Genomic DNA, 19080 nt, shown 5'->3' on the forward strand with positions numbered 1-19080 from the left:
GATGGCAAACAATAACATCGGACCTAAACGCCTGGTCGTCGGCGCCGGCTACGGCATGCGCGACTGGCTGGCACAACGCGTGACCGCCATCATGATGGTGCTGTACACCGCCATCCTGCTGATTTCCTTCCTGACCGGCCAGAACTTCACGTATGAAGGCTGGGCCGGCCTGTTCGCGCAACAATGGTTCAAGCTGATCAGCGCTGTCACCCTGTTCGGCCTGTTCTACCACGCCTGGGTTGGCGTGCGTGACATCTGGATGGACTACGTCAAAGCCGTCGGCCTTCGCCTGACCCTGCAAATCGCCACCATCCTGTGGTTGGTCGCTTGTGCCGTTTGGTCGGTACAGATACTCTGGAGTGTGTAATCGTGGCAGCTATCAAATCTGCAATCCCTACCCGCCGCTTTGACGCGGTAATCGTCGGCGCCGGCGGCTCCGGCATGCGCGCATCCCTGCAACTGGCTGAAGCCGGTCTGAACGTGGCGGTGCTGTCGAAAGTTTTCCCGACCCGCTCGCACACCGTGGCGGCGCAGGGCGGCATCGGCGCCTCGCTGGGCAACATGGCCGAGGACAACTGGTTCTGGCACATGTTCGACACCGTCAAGGGCGGCGACTACCTGGGCGACCAGGACGCCATCGAATTCATGTGCCGCGAAGCACCGAAGGTCGTCTACGAGCTGGAACACTTCGGCATGCCGTTCGACCGCAATCCTGACGGCACCATCTACCAGCGTCCGTTCGGCGGCCACACCGCCAACTTCGGCGAGAAAGCCGTGCAGCGCGCCTGCGCCGCGGCCGACCGTACCGGCCACGCCCTGCTGCACACCCTGTACCAGCGCAACGTCCGCGCCCGCACCCACTTCTTCGTCGAGTGGATGGCCCTCGACATCATCCGCGACGCCGAAGGCGACGTGGTTGGCGTGGTGGCCCTGGAAATGGAAACCGGCGAAACGATGATCCTGGAAGCGAAGACCACCATCTTCGCCACCGGCGGCGCAGGCCGCATCTTCGCAGCTTCCACCAACGCCTTCATCAACACCGGCGACGGCATGGGCATGGCGGCACGCGCCGGCCTGCCGCTGCAGGACATGGAATTCTGGCAGTTCCACCCGACCGGCGTCGCCGGCGCGGGCGTGCTGATCACCGAGGGTGTGCGCGGCGAGGGCGGTATCCTGATCAACTCCGAAGGCGAGCGCTTCATGGAACGCTACGCGCCGACGCTGAAGGATCTGGCGCCGCGCGACTTCGTGTCCCGCTCGATGGACCAGGAGATCAAGGAAGGCCGCGGCTGCGGTCCGAACAAGGACCACGTGATGTTGGACCTGCGCCACATCGGCGCCGACACCATCCAGAAGCGCCTGCCGTCGATCCTGGAAATCGGCCACAAGTTCGCCAACGTCGACGCCACCAAGGAACCGATCCCTGTCGTGCCGACCATCCACTACCAGATGGGCGGTATCCCAACCAACATCCACGGCCAGGTCGTCACGCCTAACGGCGACGGCACGCAGAAGGTCGTCAACGGCCTGTACGCGATCGGCGAATGCGCCTGCGTCTCGGTGCACGGCGCCAACCGCCTGGGCACCAACTCGCTGCTGGACCTGGTGGTGTTCGGCCGCGCGGCCGGCAACCACGTGGTGGCCTCGAACCTGAAGCAGAAAGAGAACAAGCCGCTGCCGAAGGACGCCGCCGATTTCGCCATGGACCGCCTGAACAAGCTGGAAACCTCGACCGGTTCGGAAAAAGTGCAGGGCGTCGCCAACGACATCCGCGCCACGATGCAGAAGTACTGCGGCGTGTTCCGTACCGAAGAGATGATGACCCAGGGCGCCAAGGAAATCATGGTGCTCGACGAGCGCCGCAAGCACGTCTCGTTCAAGGACAAGTCCAAGGTGTTCAACACCGCGCGCGTCGAAGCGCTGGAGCTGGACAACCTGATCGAAACCGCGAAAGCGACGATCACGTCGGCCGTGGCCCGCAAGGAATCGCGCGGCGCCCACGCCCACAACGATTATCCGCACCGCGACGACGACAACTGGATGAAGCACACCCTGTGGTACTCGGAAGGCAACCGACTCGATTACAAAGCGGTCGTTACCAAGCCATTGACGGTTGATACCTTCAAACCGAAACCACGTACTTTCTAAGGGCTAGAACATGGCACGCACTCTCAAACTGAAAATTTACCGTTACGATCCCGACCAGGACGCCAAGCCGTACATGCAGGACGTGACGGTCGAGCTGAAGGACACCGACAAGATGCTGCTCGACGCACTGCAGCGCATCAAGTCCGACGTCGACGACTCGCTGGCCCTGCGCCGCTCGTGCCGCGAAGGCGTGTGCGGTTCGGACGCGATGAACATCAACGGCAAGAACGGCCTGGCCTGCACCACCAACCTGAACGAGCTGACCGAGCCTATCGTGCTGCGTCCGCTGCCAGGCCTGCCGGTGATCCGCGACCTGATCGTCGACATGACCCAGTTCTTCAAGCAGTACGATTCGATCAAGCCTTACCTGATCAACGATTCGATCCGTCCTGAAAAAGAACGCCTGCAATCGCCGACCGAGCGCGAAGAGCTCGACGGCCTGTACGAGTGCATCCTGTGCGCCTGCTGCTCGACGTCGTGCCCATCGTTCTGGTGGAATCCGGACAAGTTCGTCGGTCCTGCCGGCCTGCTGCAAGCCTACCGCTTCATCGCCGACTCGCGCGACGAAGCCACCGGCGCGCGCCTGGACAACCTGGAAGATCCGTACCGCCTGTTCCGTTGCCACTCGATCATGAACTGCGTCGACGTTTGCCCTAAAGGTCTGAACCCGAACAAGGCGATCGGCAAGATCAAGGAATTGATGGTCCGCCGCGCGATCTAAGCGGCACCGCACGGGCGGCGGCCTCGTCGCCCGTTTTCATATAAAGTAGCACATCCATATGACTGAACCGAACAGCTCAGCGCATCAGGCCGACCCCGCCAACCGAGCGCGCCTGCGGTGGCGTTCCCGCCGGGGCCTGCTGGAAAACGACATTATCCTGACCCGTTTTCTCGATGCGCATGAAACCGAATTGACCGACGAGGAAGTGGACGCGTTCACGCGGCTCCTCGATTTGTCGGACAATGCCCTGATGGATCTGGTACTGGCCCGCAAGGAGCCGGAGGGCGAAGTTGATCTGCCGCACGTGCGCGCACTGCTGCAACGACTGCGCCTGGCATAAAGAGACACCCAGAAAAGTTTCGTTTTTTTTATTTGTCGCATCTCTCCAAGAAGGAAGAGTCCATGAACACCTCTGATAACAAAGCCACCCTGTCGTTTTCCGATGGCAGCCCGTCGGTAGAATTCCCGATCTACAAAGGCACCGTCGGTCCTGACGTGATCGACATCCGCAAACTGTACGCCGGCACCGGCAAGTTCACCTACGATCCAGGCTTCATGTCGACCGCGGCATGCAACTCGTCGATCACCTACATCGACGGCGACAAGGGCGAGCTGCTGTACCGCGGCTACCCGATCGAACAGCTGGCCGTGAACGCCGATTTCATGGAATCGTGCTACCTGCTGCTGAACGGCGAACTGCCGAACAAGGTCGAGAAGGCCCAGTTCGTCGAAACCGTGACCAAGCACACCATGGTCCACGAGCAGATGCAATTCTTCTTCCGCGGTTTCCGTCGCGACGCGCACCCGATGTCGGTGCTGGTCGGCACCGTCGGCGCGCTGGCCTCGTTCTACCACGACTCGCTGGACATCAACGATGCCAAGCACCGTGAAGTGTCGGCCATCCGCCTGATCGCCAAGATGCCTACCCTGGTGGCGATGGCTTACAAATACTCGATCGGCCAGCCGTTCGTGTACCCACGCAACGACCTGTCGTACAGCGCCAACTTCATGCGCATGATGTTCGGCAATCCATGCGAAGAATACAAGGTCAACGACGTGCTGGTGCGCGCGCTGGACCGTATCCTGATCCTGCACGCGGACCACGAGCAGAACGCATCGACCTCGACCGTGCGTCTGGCCGGTTCGTCGGGCGCCAACCCGTTCGCCTGTATCGCTGCCGGTATCGCCTGCCTGTGGGGCCCTGCCCACGGCGGCGCCAACGAAGCCGCACTGAACATGCTGAAGGAAATCGGCACCGTCGAGAACATTCCTGCCTTCATCGCGCAAGTGAAAGACAAGAACTCCGGCGTCAAGCTGATGGGCTTCGGTCACCGCGTGTACAAGAACTTCGACCCACGTGCAAAACTGATGCGCGAAACCTGCTACGAAGTGCTGAACGAACTGGGCCTGCAAGACGACCCACTGTTCAAGCTGGCGATGGAACTGGAAAAGATTGCACTGAACGACGAATACTTCGTTTCGCGCAAGCTGTACCCGAACGTCGACTTCTACTCGGGCATCGTGCAATCGGCGCTGGGCATTCCAGTGTCGCTGTTCACCGGTATCTTCGCCATGGCCCGCACCATCGGCTGGATCGCCCAGTGGAACGAAATGATCGCCGATCCAGAACAGAAAATCGGCCGTCCACGCCAGCTGTTCGTCGGTTCGACCACGCGCGAAGTCAAGCCGCTGGACCAGCGTTAATCGCCGGTCGTTGCAGCATACAAAAAAAACGGGCTTCGGCCCGTTTTTTTATGCGTCGGTTCCGGAATGCGGACTGCGGCGGTCGGGCCGCACCACCAGCAGCCACCAGGCGATCACGCCCAGCGTCGCCTGCGGCAGGTTGAACAGGAATTTGTCGATGACGACAGGCTGGCGCTGCGGCCAGGGCAGCGTGGCGGTTTCCGCGACGATGTTGGTGTGATACAGGCACGCGCCGAACAGGAGCACCATGGCGATGCCCCAGATCGACGGCAAGCTGGTGACCCGGCGCCGCAGCAGCGCCGCGACCGGATACACCACGATGCAGCAGGCGAAATAGGCAAACAGATTGGCCATCGTATCCTGAAGCCGGAAATGCGGCAGCAGGATAGGCACCGCGCAAACCGCCAGCGCGAGCATGACGGCGATGACGGGGTGAGGGCGTTCGGGCCAGTGGTTGAAGCGGCTGATCATGGGCTGGATTCTGATAACTGGGGCCTCATTGTAGTTGAACTTGTTTTGGTGCCGTCAGTCTAATTAGTTTTGATCTCACTGAGGAAGTTGGCATCATGGATACCTCGTCGATAGCCAAATTGGAAGAATTCCTTGAAAGAGCGAGAAGGTCAGCTGAATGGTTGCCCGACGACGTCTCTGTCAGCAAGCTGCCACCCATCGTTGGCCTGACTGCGGTTGAAACCGACATGCTCTTTATTCGCTTATTGGAGCAAGTCGCCATCCGGCTTGGTATTGAACTAGATTGCCTTGACGGCGTAGCGACGAGCGGGGAGCTTTTGGGGAAGGTGACGAACCAAGAAGTCGCGAGTCTGCTTCGAGATGAGTTTCTGAAGTCCACTCCAAACGATAGGGAACTGCAGGAAAGCCTCTAATTATGGAAGCGTCCTGGCTGGTTTTTGGCCGTAAAGTAGTCAGCTCGATAGCTGGACTACGACCGATTGGTCGCTATTTCCATCGCTGTATTTCTTCTATCGTGTTCTTGGATGAACGGCGCGATGCTGAGCGCTTGCGCAACGAGAAGTTGCGTGCGGAAGTCTTGCTTGCACATGTGTCGGTATGTGAGAGCGTGTTGAAATTGATGAAAACATCTGGCGCTTCGTCAGCTGAGGTTAAGCTATTCATGCGCGAAATGGTTGTGGCGCGCACACGCAAAAGTATGCTTTCCGATGGAGACGCTGAGGTGCAGATACTAAACTTTAAGCTGCCGACGCGCTCCGCAGAGCGGCGAACTCAGCAGGTTATAGCCCAAGACAAACGGCATGGTCGGCGAGCAGGCGATATTGGGCAGCGATAGGTTTTATTTTTCCTGATCCAGCAGCGCCTGGATTTCTTCCCGCTCTTTTTTGCTGACGTGGCCGCCGCGCAGCGCGGCCAGTACCAGCGCCTTGCCGGAACCGGAGAAGGCTTTCTGGATCAGCTCTTTCAGCAGATTGGTTTGTAGCGAATCCTGCTCCTGCGCCGGCGCATACACATGCGCGCGCTGGCTTTCGTCGCGGGTCAGCAGGCCTTTGGTGTGCATCACCTGCAGCAGCCGCAGCACCGTGGCGTAGTTCATGTCGGGCCGCGTTGCCACCGCCGCCTCGTGCACCTGCCGGGCGGTCGCCGGCCCGCTTTGCCAAAGCAGGCGCAGCATTTCCAGTTCGGACGGAGTGGGTTTCGGTGGGACTGTGCTCATGATGACGATCGACTTCGGGACAATGCATCTAGAATAAAATATCTAGATGCATTTGTCTAGTTCTACCGTCTTACCACTTCATTTCGCCCTTGGCGACCTTGGCGCTGGTGTCCAGCGCGGCGTTCAGGCCGGCACTGGGATACAGCTCCTTCATGCGGGCGATTAGCGCGGCCGAGTTGGCGGCCTTGGCGGTTTCGGCTTCGAAGCGCACCAGGTAGTCGCGGGTGTAGGCGATGCTGTCCGGTGTCAGCGCGGCGCCGACCTTGAAGTGCCCCGGCACGACGGTGGCCGGCTTCAGCGCGGCGACGCCGTCCAGCGTCGCCAGCCATTGCTTGCGCGATTCGGCGGTCTGGGTATCGGCGGTCCACACATGCAGGTCGTTGAACAGCACCACGCCGCCCACCACCGCCTTGATCGACGGAATCCACACATAGCTGCGGTCAGGCGTCGGGCCCTTCAGGCCTTCGATCTTCAGCGTCTGGCCTTCCAGCTTGATGGTGTCGCCTTGCAGCGGCTGCGGCACGATGATGCTTTGCGGCGCGTTGTCCTTCAGGATCGGGCCCCAGAACGCGACCTTGGCATCCTTCTTCTTCTCGATGCCGGCGATGGTTTGCGGCGTGGCGACGATCTTGGCGTCCGGGAAGGCGGCGTGGATCACGTCCAGGCCGAAGTAGAAGTCCGGGTCGCTGTGGCTGACGTACACGGTGGTCAGGTGCTTGCCGGTGGCGCGGATCTGCTCGACCAGCTTGAGCGCTTCGCCGCGCGAGAACTGTGCATCGATCAGCACGGCATCCTTGGCGCCGCTGACGATCACCGAGGCGACCGGGAAGATGGCGGCCTCGCCCGGATTGAACACGTCCAGTTTCAGCGGGGCGGCGCTGGCGCCGGCAACGGTGGCGGCGAGGGCGGCGGACAACAGGCTTTGCTTGATCATGATGGTCTTTCGTGTGGAGTTGGAATGACGTCATCTTAAATTTCTTTATCCGATAGAAAAATAGGGTAATCTGCACCTGTTAATTGCATAAAACGGATGAATCGATGGACAGGATTACAGCGGCACAGGTTTTCGTCAGCATCGCCGAGCGCGGCAGCATGATCGCGGCGGCCGAGGCGCTGGACATGTCGCGCGCCATGGTGACGCGCTATCTGGCTGAGATGGAGGAGTGGGCCGGCGCCCGGCTGTTGCACCGGAGCACGCGCCGGCTGAGCCTGACCGATGCCGGCGACGTCACGCTGGCGCGCTGCCGCCGCATGCTGGAACTGGCCGAGGCGATGGAGGTGGCCAGCGGCGCCGACGCCGACACGCCGCAGGGTCTTTTGCGCATCACTTCGTCGCAATCGCTGGCGCAGGCGGCGCTGGCGATCGCCGTCACCGCTTTCCTGAAGCGCTATCCGCGCACGTCGGTCGACCTGCAGATGAATAACCGCGCCGTCAACCTGGTCGAGCAGCGCATCGACCTGGCGCTGCGCATCACCAACGCGCTGGAGCCCAACCTGATCGCGCGCCAGCTGGGGCAGTGCGATTCGGTGGTGTGCGCGGCGCCGTCTTACCTGGCCGAGCGAGGCACGCCGTTGCGGGCCGAAGACCTGGCGGCGCACAACTGCCTGACCTATACGTATTTCGGCAAGAGCCTGTGGCAGTTCACGGACCGCGACGGCGAGGCGGTCTCGGTGCCGGTCAGCGGCAATCTGTCAGCCAACGAGGATTTGATTTTGCTGAAGGCCGCGGAAGAGGGCGCCGGCATCGCTCTGCAGCCGCTGTACAGCGCGGCGCCGCTGATCGCCGATGGCCGGCTGGTGGCGCTGCTGCCGGACTTTGTGCCGCAGCAGATGGGCATCTACGGCATCTACACGTCGCGCCAGCACATGTCGCCGGCGTTGCGGGCCATGCTGGATTTCTTGCTGGACTGGTTCGCCGGCGACCCCGCCTGGCTGGCGCACACCGCGCCGCGCTAAATGGCGTCAAGCCCAGACGCGAGGAGATCAAGCCCGGCTGGCGCACGCGGTGGCGCGCGGAACGGCGTCTAGCCTGGAGCGAAGCGATCCAGCCCAGCTGGCGCACGTGGCGTTATCAGGCCTGGAGCGAGGCGATCCGGCGCTCCACGTCCGCCAGCGATGGCCGGGCGGCGGGATCTTCCGCAACGCAGGCTGTCTGCAGCACGGCAAGCGCCACCTGCTGCGCGGCCGGCAGTTCGCAACGTTCCATCAGCTCGTCCAGCAGCAGGCCGAAGGCGCGCGCTTCCAGCCGCTGCAGCCCTGCAGCGTGCGGCGCGTCCGGCGCGAACAGCGAGGCCGCGCCGAAGTCGCCCAGCAGGCTGCGGCCCCGGCCGCAATGCAGGATGTTGTGGCCGTACAGGTCGCCGTGCATGACGCCGCGCGCGTGCAGGTGCCGCGCCGCCGAGGCGATGCCGCCCGCGATGCCGAACAATTCCGCCGGGCTGAAGCGCTTGCCTTCCTGATAGATGTCGCGGGTGCAGCTCTCCAGGCTGGGCGGGCCGGCCAGGTTGCCGAAGCCGGGATCGATCAGCGGCATGACGCAGCCGCTGGCGCCGTCCGGGTGGTCCAGCACCTCGCCCAGCACCGGAATCAGGTTGGGGTGGTCGCCCGAGCTGACGCAGGCCGTCATCTCGCAGCGTGGCAGGCCGTCGCTGGTGACGGCGCCCTTGAACATCTTGACCGCCACAGCCTGCTCGCCGCCAGCCTGCCGCAGCACCGCCTGATGGATCACACCCGAAGCGCCTTCGCCCAGTTTCTGCTGAAGCTGCAGTTGATCCCAGCCGATGCCGGCGATGCCCGACGCGTCGGAGGCCGCCTGTTCATCAGCCTCGCAGAATGGATTGCCCGCATAAGCCAGCCACGACAGACGCGGCATGTCGAGCAGCCAGACCGGCAGTTCGGTCAGCCGGTTGGCGGCGATGCGCAGCAGTTCCAGCCGCGTGCAGGCGGCCAGTTCCTGCGGCAGGGCGCTCAGCCGGTTCCCTGCCAGCATCAGCTTTTGCAGCTGCCCGCAGCGGCCGATGGCGGCGGGCAGGACCTCGACGCGGTTGTCGGTCAGGATCAGCCAGCGCAGCCCCGGCGGCAGCGCGGAGCCGGGAACCTCGCGTATCTGATTGCTTTTGAAGCCTACCATCGTCAACGCCGGACACTCGCCCAGCACGGAAGGCAGCGTCGTGAACCGGTTGGCCGAGCAAAAGATCACCCGCAGCTTGTGCAGGCGCGGCAAATCGTCCGGCAGCGAGGACAGGGCGTTGTTGGACAGGTCGAGGATTTCCAGCGTATCGGCCAGCGTAAATATCTCGTCGGGAAACTCGGTCAGGCCGCAGGACAATTGCAGGCGGACGATGCCGGCCAGCGCTCCGGCGCGTAGCTGCTCTAGGGTGTGCATGAAGGTGGGGCGGGATGGCAAAGCGCCATTCTACAGCCTCGGCGGCTGGCGCCAAAAGCCGTTAAAAATATGAAAACATTCCCGGCAAGCCGAGCAGTCATGCGGCTTAAGCGAAGATTAATATCGTAAGATTTGTTACGGTTTCTGTCGAATAAATGGTTGTTGGGATACAATACCGGTGCTATCCTGAATGACCCGATTTTGTAGTACCTGAAGAACTATAGCCCTTCCCCACAACTTGATGTGCAATCCGCTAACCGGTCAGGCCGTGTCGCGGAAGGTTAGATTAACCCGCTAATTCCTCGCGAAGCGCGAAGAAAGGTGAGCAAGATGATGCAACAATCTACGTCCAATTCCTACCTGTTTGGTGGGAACGCACCGTACGTCGAAGAACTGTACGAGGCGTACCTCAACAACCCAGGTTCCGTGCCAGACAACTGGCGCGCCTACTTCGACGCCATGCAACACGTGCCGGCCGTCGACGGTTCCAATAAACCAGACGTCGCTCACGCTTCGGTCATCGCCTCCTTCGCCGAACGCGCGAAAGCCGGCCCGATCCGCACCGTGGTTGCCTCCGCCGACGCTGAAATGGGCCGCAAGCGCGTCGCCGCTACCCAGCTGATCGCCGCATACCGCTACCTGGGTTCCCGTTGGGCCAACCTGGATCCGCTGCAGCGTCAGGAACGTCCGACCATCCCTGAGCTGGACCCGACCTTCTACGGCTTCACCGATGCGGACATGGACACCGTGTTCAACATCAGCAACACCTACTTCGGCCCTGAGACCGCGACCCTGCGCGATCTGCTGAACTTCCTGCGCGACACCTACACCCGCTCGATCGGCGCGGAGTACATGTACATCTCCGACCCGGCTGAAAAGCGCTGGCTGCAGGAACGCCTGGAATCGATCCGCTCGACCCCGAACTTCACGCCAGAGAAGAAAAAGCACATCCTGGAGCGCCTGACCGCGGCCGAAGGCCTGGAACGCTACCTCCACACCAAATACGTCGGCCAGAAGCGCTTCTCGCTGGAGGGCGGCGAAACCTTCATCGCCTCGATCGATGAAATCATCCAGCGCGCCGGCGAAAAAGGCGTGCAGGAGATCGTTATCGGCATGGCCCACCGCGGCCGCCTGAACGTGCTGGTCAACACCCTGGGCAAGGCACCGAAGGAACTGTTCGAAGAATTCGAAGGCAAGCACGGCGACGACCTGCCAGCCGGCGACGTCAAATACCACCAAGGCTTCTCGTCGGACATCTCGACCGCCGGCGGTCCTGTCCACCTGTCGCTGGCGTTCAACCCGTCGCACCTGGAGATCGTCAACCCTGTGGTTGAAGGTTCGGTCAAGGCGCGCATGGATCGTCGCGGCGACCACCTGGGCAAGCAAGTGCTGCCTATCCTGGTGCACGGCGACGCCGCGTTCGCAGGCCAGGGCGTTGTGATGGAAACCCTGAACCTGGCGCAGACCCGCGGCTACGGCACGGGCGGCACGGTGCACATCGTCATCAACAACCAGATCGGCTTCACCACGTCGGATCCGCGCGACGCGCGTTCCACCATCTACTGCTCGGACGTCGTCAAGATGATCGAAGCACCGGTGCTGCACGTGAACGCCGACGATCCTGAAGCCGTGGTACTGGCTTCGCAGATCGCCATGGACTACCGTCTGCAGTTCCAGAAGGATATCGTTGTCGACATCATCTGCTACCGCAAACTGGGCCACAACGAGCAAGACACGCCAGCGCTGACCCAGCCGCTGATGTACAAGAAAATCGGCCAGCACCCAGGCACCCGCAAGCTGTACGCGGACAAGCTGGTGACGCAGACCGTGATCCCGGCCGATGGCGGCGAGCAGATGCAGGCTGCGTATCGCGACGCGATGGACGCCGGCAAGCACACCATCGATCCAGTGATCTCCAACTTCAAGAACAAGTACGCGGTCGACTGGCTGCCGTTCCTGAACCGCAAGTGGACCGACTCGGCCGACACCGCCGTGCCGATGACCGAACTGAAACGCCTGGCCGGCCGCATCACCACCGTGCCTGAAGGCTTCAAAGTGCACTCGCTGGTCGAGAAGGTCCTGGCTGACCGCGCCAACATGGGCAAGGGCGAACTGAATCTGGACTGGGGCATGGGCGAACACCTGGCCTACGCATCGCTGGTCGCTTCGGGCTACGCAGTGCGCCTGACCGGCCAGGACGCCGGCCGCGGCACCTTCGTGCACCGCCACGCCGTGCTGCACGACCAGAACCGCGAGCGTTGGGACGCGGGCACCTACGTGCCGCTGCAGAACATCGCCGAAGGCCAGGCGCCGTTCACCGTGATCGACTCCGTGCTGTCCGAAGAGGCGGTACTGGGCTTCGAATACGGCTACTCGACCGCCGAGCCAAACACGCTGACGATCTGGGAAGCCCAGTTCGGCGACTTCGTCAACGGCGCGCAAGTGGTCATCGACCAGTTCATCAGCTCCGGCGAAGTGAAGTGGGGCCGCGCTTCGGGCCTGGTCATGATGCTGCCGCACGGTTACGAAGGCCAGGGTCCTGAGCACTCGTCCGCACGTCCGGAACGTTTCCTGCAGCTGTGCGCAGACAACAACATGCAAGTGGTCCAGCCGACCACCGCGTCGCAGATCTTCCACGTGCTGCGCCGTCAGATGGTGCGCCAGTTCCGTAAGCCACTGGTGATCCTGACTCCTAAGTCGCTGCTGCGCAACAAGGACGCGGGTTCCTCGCTGAACGAGCTGGCCAAAGGCGCGTTCCAGACCGTGATCGGCGAAGTCGACGAGAAAATCGACGCCAAGAAAGTCAAGCGCGTGGTCGCCTGCTCGGGCAAGGTCTACTACGACCTGGTCAACGCACGCAAGACCCGTGGCCAGACCGACACCGCCATCATCCGCGTCGAGCAACTGTATCCGTTCCCGCACAAATCGTTCGCCGCCGAACTGAAGAAGTTCCCGAACCTGGCGGAAGTGGTGTGGGCGCAGGACGAGCCGCAGAATCAGGGTCCATGGTTCCAGATTCAGCACAACATCTTCGAGAGCATGGACGCAGGTCAGCGCCTGGCATACGCCGGCCGCCCAGCGTCGGCATCGCCGGCTGTCGGCTACTACGACAAGCACTACGCCCAGCAAAAAGACCTGCTGGAGACGGCGTTCTCGAAGCTCAAAGGTTTTATCCTGACCAAATAAGCATCACTTACTGACGGAGCGCCGCCTTGCTACGCGGGGCGGCGCCGCAATAACAAAATATACGGAGTTTTACATGGCACAAATCGAAGTCAAAGTCCCCCAGCTGTCGGAATCGGTAGCAGAAGCAACCATGCTGACCTGGCATAAAAAAGTCGGCGACGCAGTCGCTCGCGACGAGAACCTGATTGACATCGAAACCGATAAAGTTGTTCTGGAACTGCCGGCACCAGCCGCTGGCGTGCTGGTCAAGATCATCAAGGGCGACGGCAGCACCGTGGTTGCTGACGAACTGATCGCTATCATCGACACCGACGGCGCCGCCGCCGTTGCCGCTCCTGCAGCAGCTGCAGCTGCAGCTCCAGCGGCAGCCGCACCAGCCGCCGCACCAGCAGCCGCAGCTGCCGCCACCGGCGGTTCGAAAGGCGACGTGGCCATGCCAGCCGCCGCCAAGATCCTGTCGGAAAAAGGCCTGAGCGCTGGCGATGTCGCCGGTTCGGGCAAAGACGGCCGCGTGACCAAGGGCGACGCCCTGGCCGCCGGCGCCAAGGCTCCAGCCGTTGCGCCTCTGGCGCCAGCAGCTGCCAAGCCAGCGCTGCAGCAAGTTGCCGCTCCTGCGATCGCCAGCCTGGGCGAGCGTCCGGAAGAGCGCGTGCCGATGAGCCGCCTGCGCGCACGTATCGCCGAGCGCCTGCTGCAATCGCAATCGACCAACGCCATCCTGACCACGTTCAATGAAGTGAACATGGCGCCGGTCATGGAACTGCGCAACAAGTACAAGGACAAGTTCGAGAAAGAGCACGGCGTCAAGCTGGGCTTCATGTCCTTCTTCGTCAAGGCCGCCGTTGCCGCGCTGAAGAAATACCCGATCATCAACGCATCGGTCGACGGCAACGACATCGTCTACCACGGCTACTTCGACATCGGTATCGCGGTCGGTTCGCCACGCGGCCTGGTCGTGCCTATCCTGCGCAACGCCGACCAGATGTCGATCGCCGACATCGAGAAGAAAATCGGCGAATTCGGCGCCAAAGCCAAGGAAGGCAAGCTGACCCTGGACGACCTGACCGGCGGCACCTTCTCGATCTCGAACGGCGGCACCTTCGGCTCCATGCTGTCGACCCCGATCATCAACCCGCCACAATCGGCCATCCTGGGCGTGCACGCGACCAAGGACCGCGCCGTGGTTGAAAACGGTCAGATCGTGATCCGTCCGATGAACTACCTGGCGATGTCCTACGACCACCGCATCATCGACGGCCGCGAAGCCGTGCTGGGCCTGGTCGCCATGAAGGAGGCGCTGGAAGATCCAGCCCGCCTGCTGCTGGACCTGTAATACCGCCACATCCCCTGGCCCGTCCGGGCCGGGGGAATTTTCAGAGGGTCATCAATGAGCGTATCTGAAGAAATCAAACGGTTGCACGAACTGCACCAGGCTGGCGCGCTGTCGGACGAAGAGTTCGCCTCCGCCAAGGCCAAGCTGCTGGACAAGGAAGCATCTCCAGGCATCTCCAACGACATCACCCGATTGCGCCGCTCGAACACCGACCGCTGGCTGGGTGGCGTGTGTGGCGGGCTGGGCCAGATCACCGGAGTCGACTCCTGGATCTGGCGCTTGCTGTTCGTCTTGTTCGTGATCACCTTTGGCTTCGGACTCGCCATCTACATTCTGCTATGGATTTTCGTACCAGAAGAGAACTGATTGGAAAATAAAAAATGAGTAAACAATTTGACGTAGTAGTCATCGGCGCCGGTCCTGGCGGTTACATCGCGGCCATCCGCGCGGCACAACTGGGTTTCTCGGTCGCCTGCGTTGACGCATGGGTCAATGAAAAGGGCGGTCCCGCTCCTGGCGGCACCTGCACCAACGTCGGTTGCATCCCGTCGAAAGCGCTGCTGCAATCGTCCGAGCACTTCGAGCACGCCGGCCACGCGTTCAAGGACCACGGCATCGATGTCGCCGGCCTGTCGCTGAACCTGCCGCAAATGATCAAGCGTAAAGACACCGTCGTGAAGCAGAACAACGACGGCATCCTGTTCCTGTTCAAGAAAAACAAGGTCACCTTCTTCCACGGCCGCGCTGCGTTCGCCGGCGCCGCAACCGCAGACGGCTACCCGCTGACCATCTCCGCGCCAGCCAACGAGACCATCAACGCCAAGCAAGTCATCATCGCCACCGGCTCCAACGCACGCGCGCTGCCAGGCGCCGAGTTCGATGAGAAACTGATCCTGTCGAACACCGGCGCGCTGACCATCGGCGACGTGCCGAAGAAGCTGGGCGTGATCGGCGCCGGCGTGATCGGCCTGGAAATGGGTTCCGTATGGCGCCGCCTGGGTGCCGAAGTGACCGTGCTGGAAGGCCTGCCTGTGTTCCTGGGCGCGGTCGACGAGCAGATCGCCAAGGAGGCCGGCAAGCTGTTCGCCAAGCAGGGCCTGAGCATCAACCTGGGCTGCAAGATCGGCAGTATCACCAAGGGTGCCGACAACGTCACCGTGGCCTACGAAAACGCCAAGGGCGAAGCGCAGACCGCCGTGTTCGACAAGCTGATCGTCTCGATCGGTCGCACCCCGAACACCGACGGCCTGGCCGCCGACAAGGTCGGCCTGAAGCTGGACGAGCGTGGCTTCGTGGCCGTCGACGACGACTGCAAGACCAACCTGCCAGGCGTATGGGCAGTGGGCGACGTGGTACGCGGCCCGATGCTGGCGCACAAGGCGGAAGAAGAAGGCGTTGCCGTTGCGGAGCGCATGGCTGGCCAGCACGGCCACACCAACTTCAACACCATCCCTTGGGTCATCTACACCTCGCCGGAAATCGCGTGGGTCGGCCGCACCGAGCAGCAACTGAAGGCCGACGGCGTCGCCTACAAGGCAGGCACCTTCCCGTTCCTGGCCAACGGCCGCGCACGCGCGCTGGGCGATACCTCGGGCATGGTCAAGTTCCTGGCCGATGCGAACACCGACGAAATCCTGGGCGTCCACATCATCGGACCGATGGCTTCCGAGCTGATCTCCGAAGCCGTGGTGGCGATGGAGTTCAAGGCTTCGGCTGAAGACATCGCGCGCATCTGCCACGCCCACCCATCGCTGTCGGAAGCGACCAAGGAAGCCGCGCTGGCGATCGACAAGCGCACGCTGAACTTCTAAGCAGCACCAGTAAGCGGACTGCGGGCGGACTGCGGTCCGCCCTTTTTATTTGCGCAGCACAGAACCGAACCCCATGAACGTCGAAGAGTTTTATCAGCACGCGCTGCAAGAGCGCAATTTCAAGGCCGATGCAGCCCAGCGCCGCGCGGTCGACCGCCTGCAACAGTGCTACGACGAGTGGGTGGCCTACAAGGGCCAGCGTTCGTCCACCTTCAAGCGGCTGATCAATCGTCCCGACGTGCCGAAAGGCGTCTACATGTGGGGCGGGGTGGGGCGCGGCAAGTCCTTCCTGATGGATTCCTTCTATTCCGTGGTGCCGCTGGTGCGCAAGACGCGCCTGCACTTCCACGAGTTCATGCGCGGCGTGCACCGCCAGCTCGACGAGCTGACCGGCGTGGCCAATCCGCTGGACGAGGTGGCCAAGCGCATCGCCAAGAAATACCGCTTAATCTGCTTCGACGAGTTCCACATCTCGGACGTGGCCGACGCCATGATCATGTACAACCTGCTGAAGGCGCTGTTCGACAACGGCGTGTCCTTCATCATGACCTCGAACTACGATCCGAAACTGCTGTACCCGGACGGCCTGCACCGCGACCGCATCCTGCCGACCATCCAGCTGCTGTACGACAAGCTGGACGTGATGAACATCGACGCCGGCATCGACTACCGCGGGCGCGCGCTGGAGCAGGTCGATTCCTACCTGACGCCGCTCAACGCCCACACCGACCGCCTGCTGCGCGAGGCCTATGCCAGCATAGCCGAGAGCGCCGACGAGGATCCGGTGGTGCGCATCGAGGCGCGCGAGATCCGCGCGCTGCGCCGCGCCGGCACCATCATCTGGTTCGATTTCAACACGCTGTGCGGCGGTCCCCGCTCGCAGAACGATTACCTGGAAATCGCCAGCCGCTTCCATACCGTGATATTGTCCGGGATTCCGATGATGTCGGCCGCGATGTCCTCGGAGGCGCGGCGCTTTACCTGGCTGATCGACGTGTTCTACGACCAGGGCGTCAAGCTGCTGATGTCGGCCGAGGTGGAGCCGGAAGAGCTCTACACCAACGGCACATTGGCCAACGAATTTCACCGCACGGTATCGCGCATCGTCGAGATGCAATCGCGCGAGTACATGGATAAAGAGCAGCGCGCCGCGGCCGGTGCGCTGGCCTAAGTGAGCTGCAACAGGATAAAAATATGAGACCAAGTTTGAAACCGCTGGGCGAGATGATCGCGGCTGCCGCCTTGGCGGCCCTGGCGGCGTTGGCCGCGCCGGTGCAGGCGCAGAACGCCGAGCCGGCCGCCGCGCCGCAGCCGACCCGTTCGGTCGAGCAGGCCAACGCCACGCTGCAGCAGGTGGCCAAGGACCGCGCGGCGGTCCACGAGGAATTCGCCGCCAGCGAGCGCGTGTGCTACGACAAGTTCTTCGTCAACTACTGCCTGGACAAGGCCAAGGAAAAACGCCGCGCCGAGCTGGCCAAGCTGCGAGCCACCGAGGTGGAGGCCGAGCATTTCAAGCGCGCCGACTCGGTCGAGAAGCGTGATGCCGACCTGGCCGTGCGCGCCCGCAAGGACGCGGAAGAGGAAGCGCAGCGCGCCGCCATGCCGCCGAAGGAAGCCAAGGTCGTGGACGACACGCCGCGTCCGGCGCCGAACGCCGGCAAGCCGGTGGTGGACCGCGAGGCCGAACACGCGGCCAAGGTCCAGCGCCAGGCGGCGCAGGATGCGGCCGACGCCGGCAATCGCGCGGCCAATGTCGCGGCGTTCGAGAAGAAGCAGGCCGAGTCGGAAAAACGCAAGGCGCAAGTGGCCAAGAAGAAGGCCGACAGCGACGCCAAGCGCGCAGCGCACGAAGCGTCGGAGAAGAAGAAGGCCGACGCCGAAGCCGCGGCCGCCGCTGCCGCGGCCGCCAAGAAGCAGTAAGCGGAACCGCGCGTCAGACCGCGCGGCGCATTTTCTGTATGGTGTAGTTCGGTATGTCCTTGGGCTGCTCGACCAGCTTGATGATGGCCATCGAGCAGTTGTCGCCCTTGCCCTGGGCGCGTTCGCCGGCCTTGCCGATCAGGCGTTCAGCGGCCTGGCGCGGCGTGTTGCGCGCGACCGCCGCCGCCAGTTCCGTATCCTTGAACAATTGCCACAGGCCGTCCGAGCACAGCAGGAGCGAATCGCCGGCCTGCAAGCCCTCGTGATAGCCGACCGTGACGAAGGGCGACTTGAAGCTGTTGCCCAGCGCGTTGTTGAGCAGCTTGGAGCCACGGTGCTTCTTTGCCGCCTCCAGCGGCAGCTTGTCCTGGTTGACCAGATGCTCGATGTAGGCGCCGTCGTTGCTGCGCATGGCGCAGGCCTCGCCGGCGAAGCGGTACACCCGCGCGTCGCCGACATGGCCCCACACCACCTGGCCGGCCGGCGTCAGCACCATCATCGCCAGCGCGCTTTGCGGCTCGACGGTCTTGGCGATCGGATTCATCTTGATGACCTGGTGCGCCTCCTCGGCGATGGCCCGCATCAAGTCCTGCAGGCGCGGGATGCTGGGCGTGTCGCCGACGCGCAACTCGTCGAACAGGTGCTTGGCGGTCAGCAGCGCCTGGTCCGAACCGATGGCGCTGTGGTTGCCGTCGGCCAGCACAGCCATCACATAGCCGGGCGCCTGGGCGGCCGTGTACAAGCCCACCCGGTCGTTTTGCTGGGATCGGTTTCCGATGTGCTGGGCGGTGCCGGCTTCGATTTTGTATGCGCTCATAAGCAACACTGTATCCTAGTCGGCGGGTGCGCGATCATTATGTTGGCGGCGGGGCCGCCGTAGATTAAACTATGCACTGTGTCACAGTTTGTTTGCAAGATATTTGTTGTTCCAGTGAAACTATTTTGTGTGAGTAAAGACCGAGAATTATGACTGATGTACAAGATATCCAGCGTCGTCTGATAGAACTCGACGTCGAACACCGCGATCTGGACGCGGTCATCGACATGCTCACGCTGGATGGCCATCACGATCAACTGCAATTGCGCCGCCTCAAAAAGCGCAAGCTGCAGTTAAAAGACCATATCACTCTGCTGAAAATGCAATTAGTGCCCGACGTTCCGGCCTGAGTCCGGCTCAGTGCCCCA

At 62.4% G+C, this 19080-nt stretch carries 20 protein-coding genes; 15 read left to right on the forward strand and 5 right to left on the reverse strand.

Annotated elements, in window-relative coordinates; translation table 11 throughout:
• Nucleotide 1: 1 nt before the first annotated feature.
• The 5 genes from sdhD (at nucleotide 2) to ACUJB0_RS06280 (ending at nucleotide 4573) form a co-directional block, all read left to right on the forward strand.
• Nucleotides 2–367 carry a succinate dehydrogenase, hydrophobic membrane anchor protein gene (sdhD, locus tag ACUJB0_RS06260; RefSeq protein ID WP_444844475.1) on the forward strand — a complete coding sequence of 122 codons (366 nt, stop codon included), beginning with the start codon at nucleotides 2–4 and terminating at the stop codon, nucleotides 365–367.
• 2 nt (nucleotides 368–369) lie between these two features.
• Nucleotides 370–2148, forward strand: coding sequence for a succinate dehydrogenase flavoprotein subunit (gene sdhA, locus ACUJB0_RS06265; RefSeq protein ID WP_444844476.1), 1779 nt, complete (start codon nucleotides 370–372; stop codon nucleotides 2146–2148).
• 10 nt (nucleotides 2149–2158) lie between these two features.
• Nucleotides 2159–2869 carry a succinate dehydrogenase iron-sulfur subunit gene (locus ACUJB0_RS06270; RefSeq protein WP_090314620.1) on the forward strand — a complete coding sequence of 237 codons (711 nt, stop codon included), beginning with the start codon at nucleotides 2159–2161 and terminating at the stop codon, nucleotides 2867–2869.
• Between the two features lie 58 nt (nucleotides 2870–2927).
• The gene (locus tag ACUJB0_RS06275; protein WP_161083432.1) at nucleotides 2928–3209 is read left to right on the forward strand and encodes an FAD assembly factor SdhE; all 282 of its coding nucleotides are present in this window, start codon (nucleotides 2928–2930) and stop codon (nucleotides 3207–3209) included.
• Nucleotides 3210–3271: 62 nt separating this feature from the next.
• Complete coding sequence (locus ACUJB0_RS06280; protein ID WP_444844477.1) at nucleotides 3272–4573, forward strand: citrate synthase; 1302 nt, start codon at nucleotides 3272–3274, stop codon at nucleotides 4571–4573.
• 48 nt (nucleotides 4574–4621) lie between these two features.
• Here the strand turns inward: ACUJB0_RS06280 and ACUJB0_RS06285 are convergent, their stop codons facing one another.
• Entirely contained in the window at nucleotides 4622–5044 is a 423-nt protein-coding gene (locus tag ACUJB0_RS06285) for a hypothetical protein (RefSeq protein ID WP_444844478.1), read from the reverse strand.
• A gap of 95 nt (nucleotides 5045–5139) precedes the next feature.
• On the opposite strand from ACUJB0_RS06285, the gene ACUJB0_RS06290 reads away from it, so the two are divergent.
• Together ACUJB0_RS06290 and ACUJB0_RS06295 are read left to right on the forward strand one after the other, a co-directional pair.
• Nucleotides 5140–5457, forward strand: coding sequence for a hypothetical protein (locus ACUJB0_RS06290; protein WP_444844479.1), 318 nt, complete (start codon nucleotides 5140–5142; stop codon nucleotides 5455–5457).
• Nucleotides 5458–5459: 2 nt separating this feature from the next.
• Nucleotides 5460–5879, forward strand: coding sequence for a hypothetical protein (locus ACUJB0_RS06295; protein ID WP_444844480.1), 420 nt, complete (start codon nucleotides 5460–5462; stop codon nucleotides 5877–5879).
• Between the two features lie 3 nt (nucleotides 5880–5882).
• On the opposite strand, the gene ACUJB0_RS06300 is transcribed toward ACUJB0_RS06295, so the two are convergent.
• Nucleotides 5883–6260, reverse strand: a complete 378-nt coding sequence (locus tag ACUJB0_RS06300) for a BlaI/MecI/CopY family transcriptional regulator (protein ID WP_444844481.1) — start codon at nucleotides 6258–6260, stop codon at nucleotides 5883–5885.
• A gap of 70 nt (nucleotides 6261–6330) precedes the next feature.
• Nucleotides 6331–7194 carry an MBL fold metallo-hydrolase gene (locus tag ACUJB0_RS06305; protein WP_444844482.1) on the reverse strand — a complete coding sequence of 288 codons (864 nt, stop codon included), beginning with the start codon at nucleotides 7192–7194 and terminating at the stop codon, nucleotides 6331–6333.
• Between the two features lie 104 nt (nucleotides 7195–7298).
• Between ACUJB0_RS06305 and ACUJB0_RS06310 the strand changes: the two genes are divergently transcribed.
• Nucleotides 7299–8216, forward strand: a complete 918-nt coding sequence (locus tag ACUJB0_RS06310) for a LysR family transcriptional regulator (RefSeq protein WP_444844483.1) — start codon at nucleotides 7299–7301, stop codon at nucleotides 8214–8216.
• 115 nt (nucleotides 8217–8331) lie between these two features.
• Here the strand turns inward: ACUJB0_RS06310 and ACUJB0_RS06315 are convergent, their stop codons facing one another.
• Entirely contained in the window at nucleotides 8332–9645 is a 1314-nt protein-coding gene (locus ACUJB0_RS06315) for a leucine-rich repeat-containing protein kinase family protein (RefSeq protein ID WP_444844484.1), read from the reverse strand.
• 330 nt (nucleotides 9646–9975) lie between these two features.
• Here ACUJB0_RS06315 and ACUJB0_RS06320 point away from each other — a divergent pair, with 330 nt between their 5' ends.
• From ACUJB0_RS06320 to ACUJB0_RS06345, 6 genes are all read left to right on the forward strand, one after another.
• On the forward strand, nucleotides 9976–12831 hold the full coding sequence (locus ACUJB0_RS06320) for a 2-oxoglutarate dehydrogenase E1 component (RefSeq protein ID WP_444844485.1): 2856 nt from the start codon (nucleotides 9976–9978) through the stop codon (nucleotides 12829–12831).
• Between the two features lie 73 nt (nucleotides 12832–12904).
• Nucleotides 12905–14164: a 2-oxoglutarate dehydrogenase complex dihydrolipoyllysine-residue succinyltransferase gene (gene odhB / locus ACUJB0_RS06325; RefSeq protein ID WP_444844486.1), complete on the forward strand. Its 1260-nt coding sequence runs from the start codon at nucleotides 12905–12907 to the stop codon at nucleotides 14162–14164.
• 54 nt (nucleotides 14165–14218) lie between these two features.
• Entirely contained in the window at nucleotides 14219–14530 is a 312-nt protein-coding gene (locus tag ACUJB0_RS06330) for a PspC domain-containing protein (protein WP_444844487.1), read from the forward strand.
• A 14-nt stretch (nucleotides 14531–14544) separates the two neighbouring features.
• Complete coding sequence (gene lpdA / locus ACUJB0_RS06335; protein WP_444844488.1) at nucleotides 14545–15975, forward strand: dihydrolipoyl dehydrogenase; 1431 nt, start codon at nucleotides 14545–14547, stop codon at nucleotides 15973–15975.
• Between the two features lie 73 nt (nucleotides 15976–16048).
• Complete coding sequence (zapE, locus tag ACUJB0_RS06340) at nucleotides 16049–17146, forward strand: cell division protein ZapE (RefSeq protein ID WP_444844489.1); 1098 nt, start codon at nucleotides 16049–16051, stop codon at nucleotides 17144–17146.
• Between the two features lie 23 nt (nucleotides 17147–17169).
• Entirely contained in the window at nucleotides 17170–17895 is a 726-nt protein-coding gene (locus ACUJB0_RS06345) for a hypothetical protein (protein WP_444844490.1), read from the forward strand.
• A 13-nt stretch (nucleotides 17896–17908) separates the two neighbouring features.
• Here the strand turns inward: ACUJB0_RS06345 and ACUJB0_RS06350 are convergent, their stop codons facing one another.
• Nucleotides 17909–18712 (reverse strand): PP2C family protein-serine/threonine phosphatase, encoded by an 804-nt coding sequence (locus ACUJB0_RS06350; protein ID WP_444844491.1) that lies wholly within the window; start codon nucleotides 18710–18712, stop codon nucleotides 17909–17911.
• Nucleotides 18713–18861: 149 nt separating this feature from the next.
• On the opposite strand from ACUJB0_RS06350, the gene ACUJB0_RS06355 reads away from it, so the two are divergent.
• Nucleotides 18862–19062 (forward strand): YdcH family protein, encoded by a 201-nt coding sequence (locus ACUJB0_RS06355; protein ID WP_008450659.1) that lies wholly within the window; start codon nucleotides 18862–18864, stop codon nucleotides 19060–19062.
• Nucleotides 19063–19080 lie beyond the last annotated feature (18 nt).

It is taken from the genome of Duganella caerulea, assembly GCF_040362985.1.
In the GTDB taxonomy this organism is placed as follows: domain Bacteria; phylum Pseudomonadota; class Gammaproteobacteria; order Burkholderiales; family Burkholderiaceae_D; genus Rugamonas; species Rugamonas vulcania.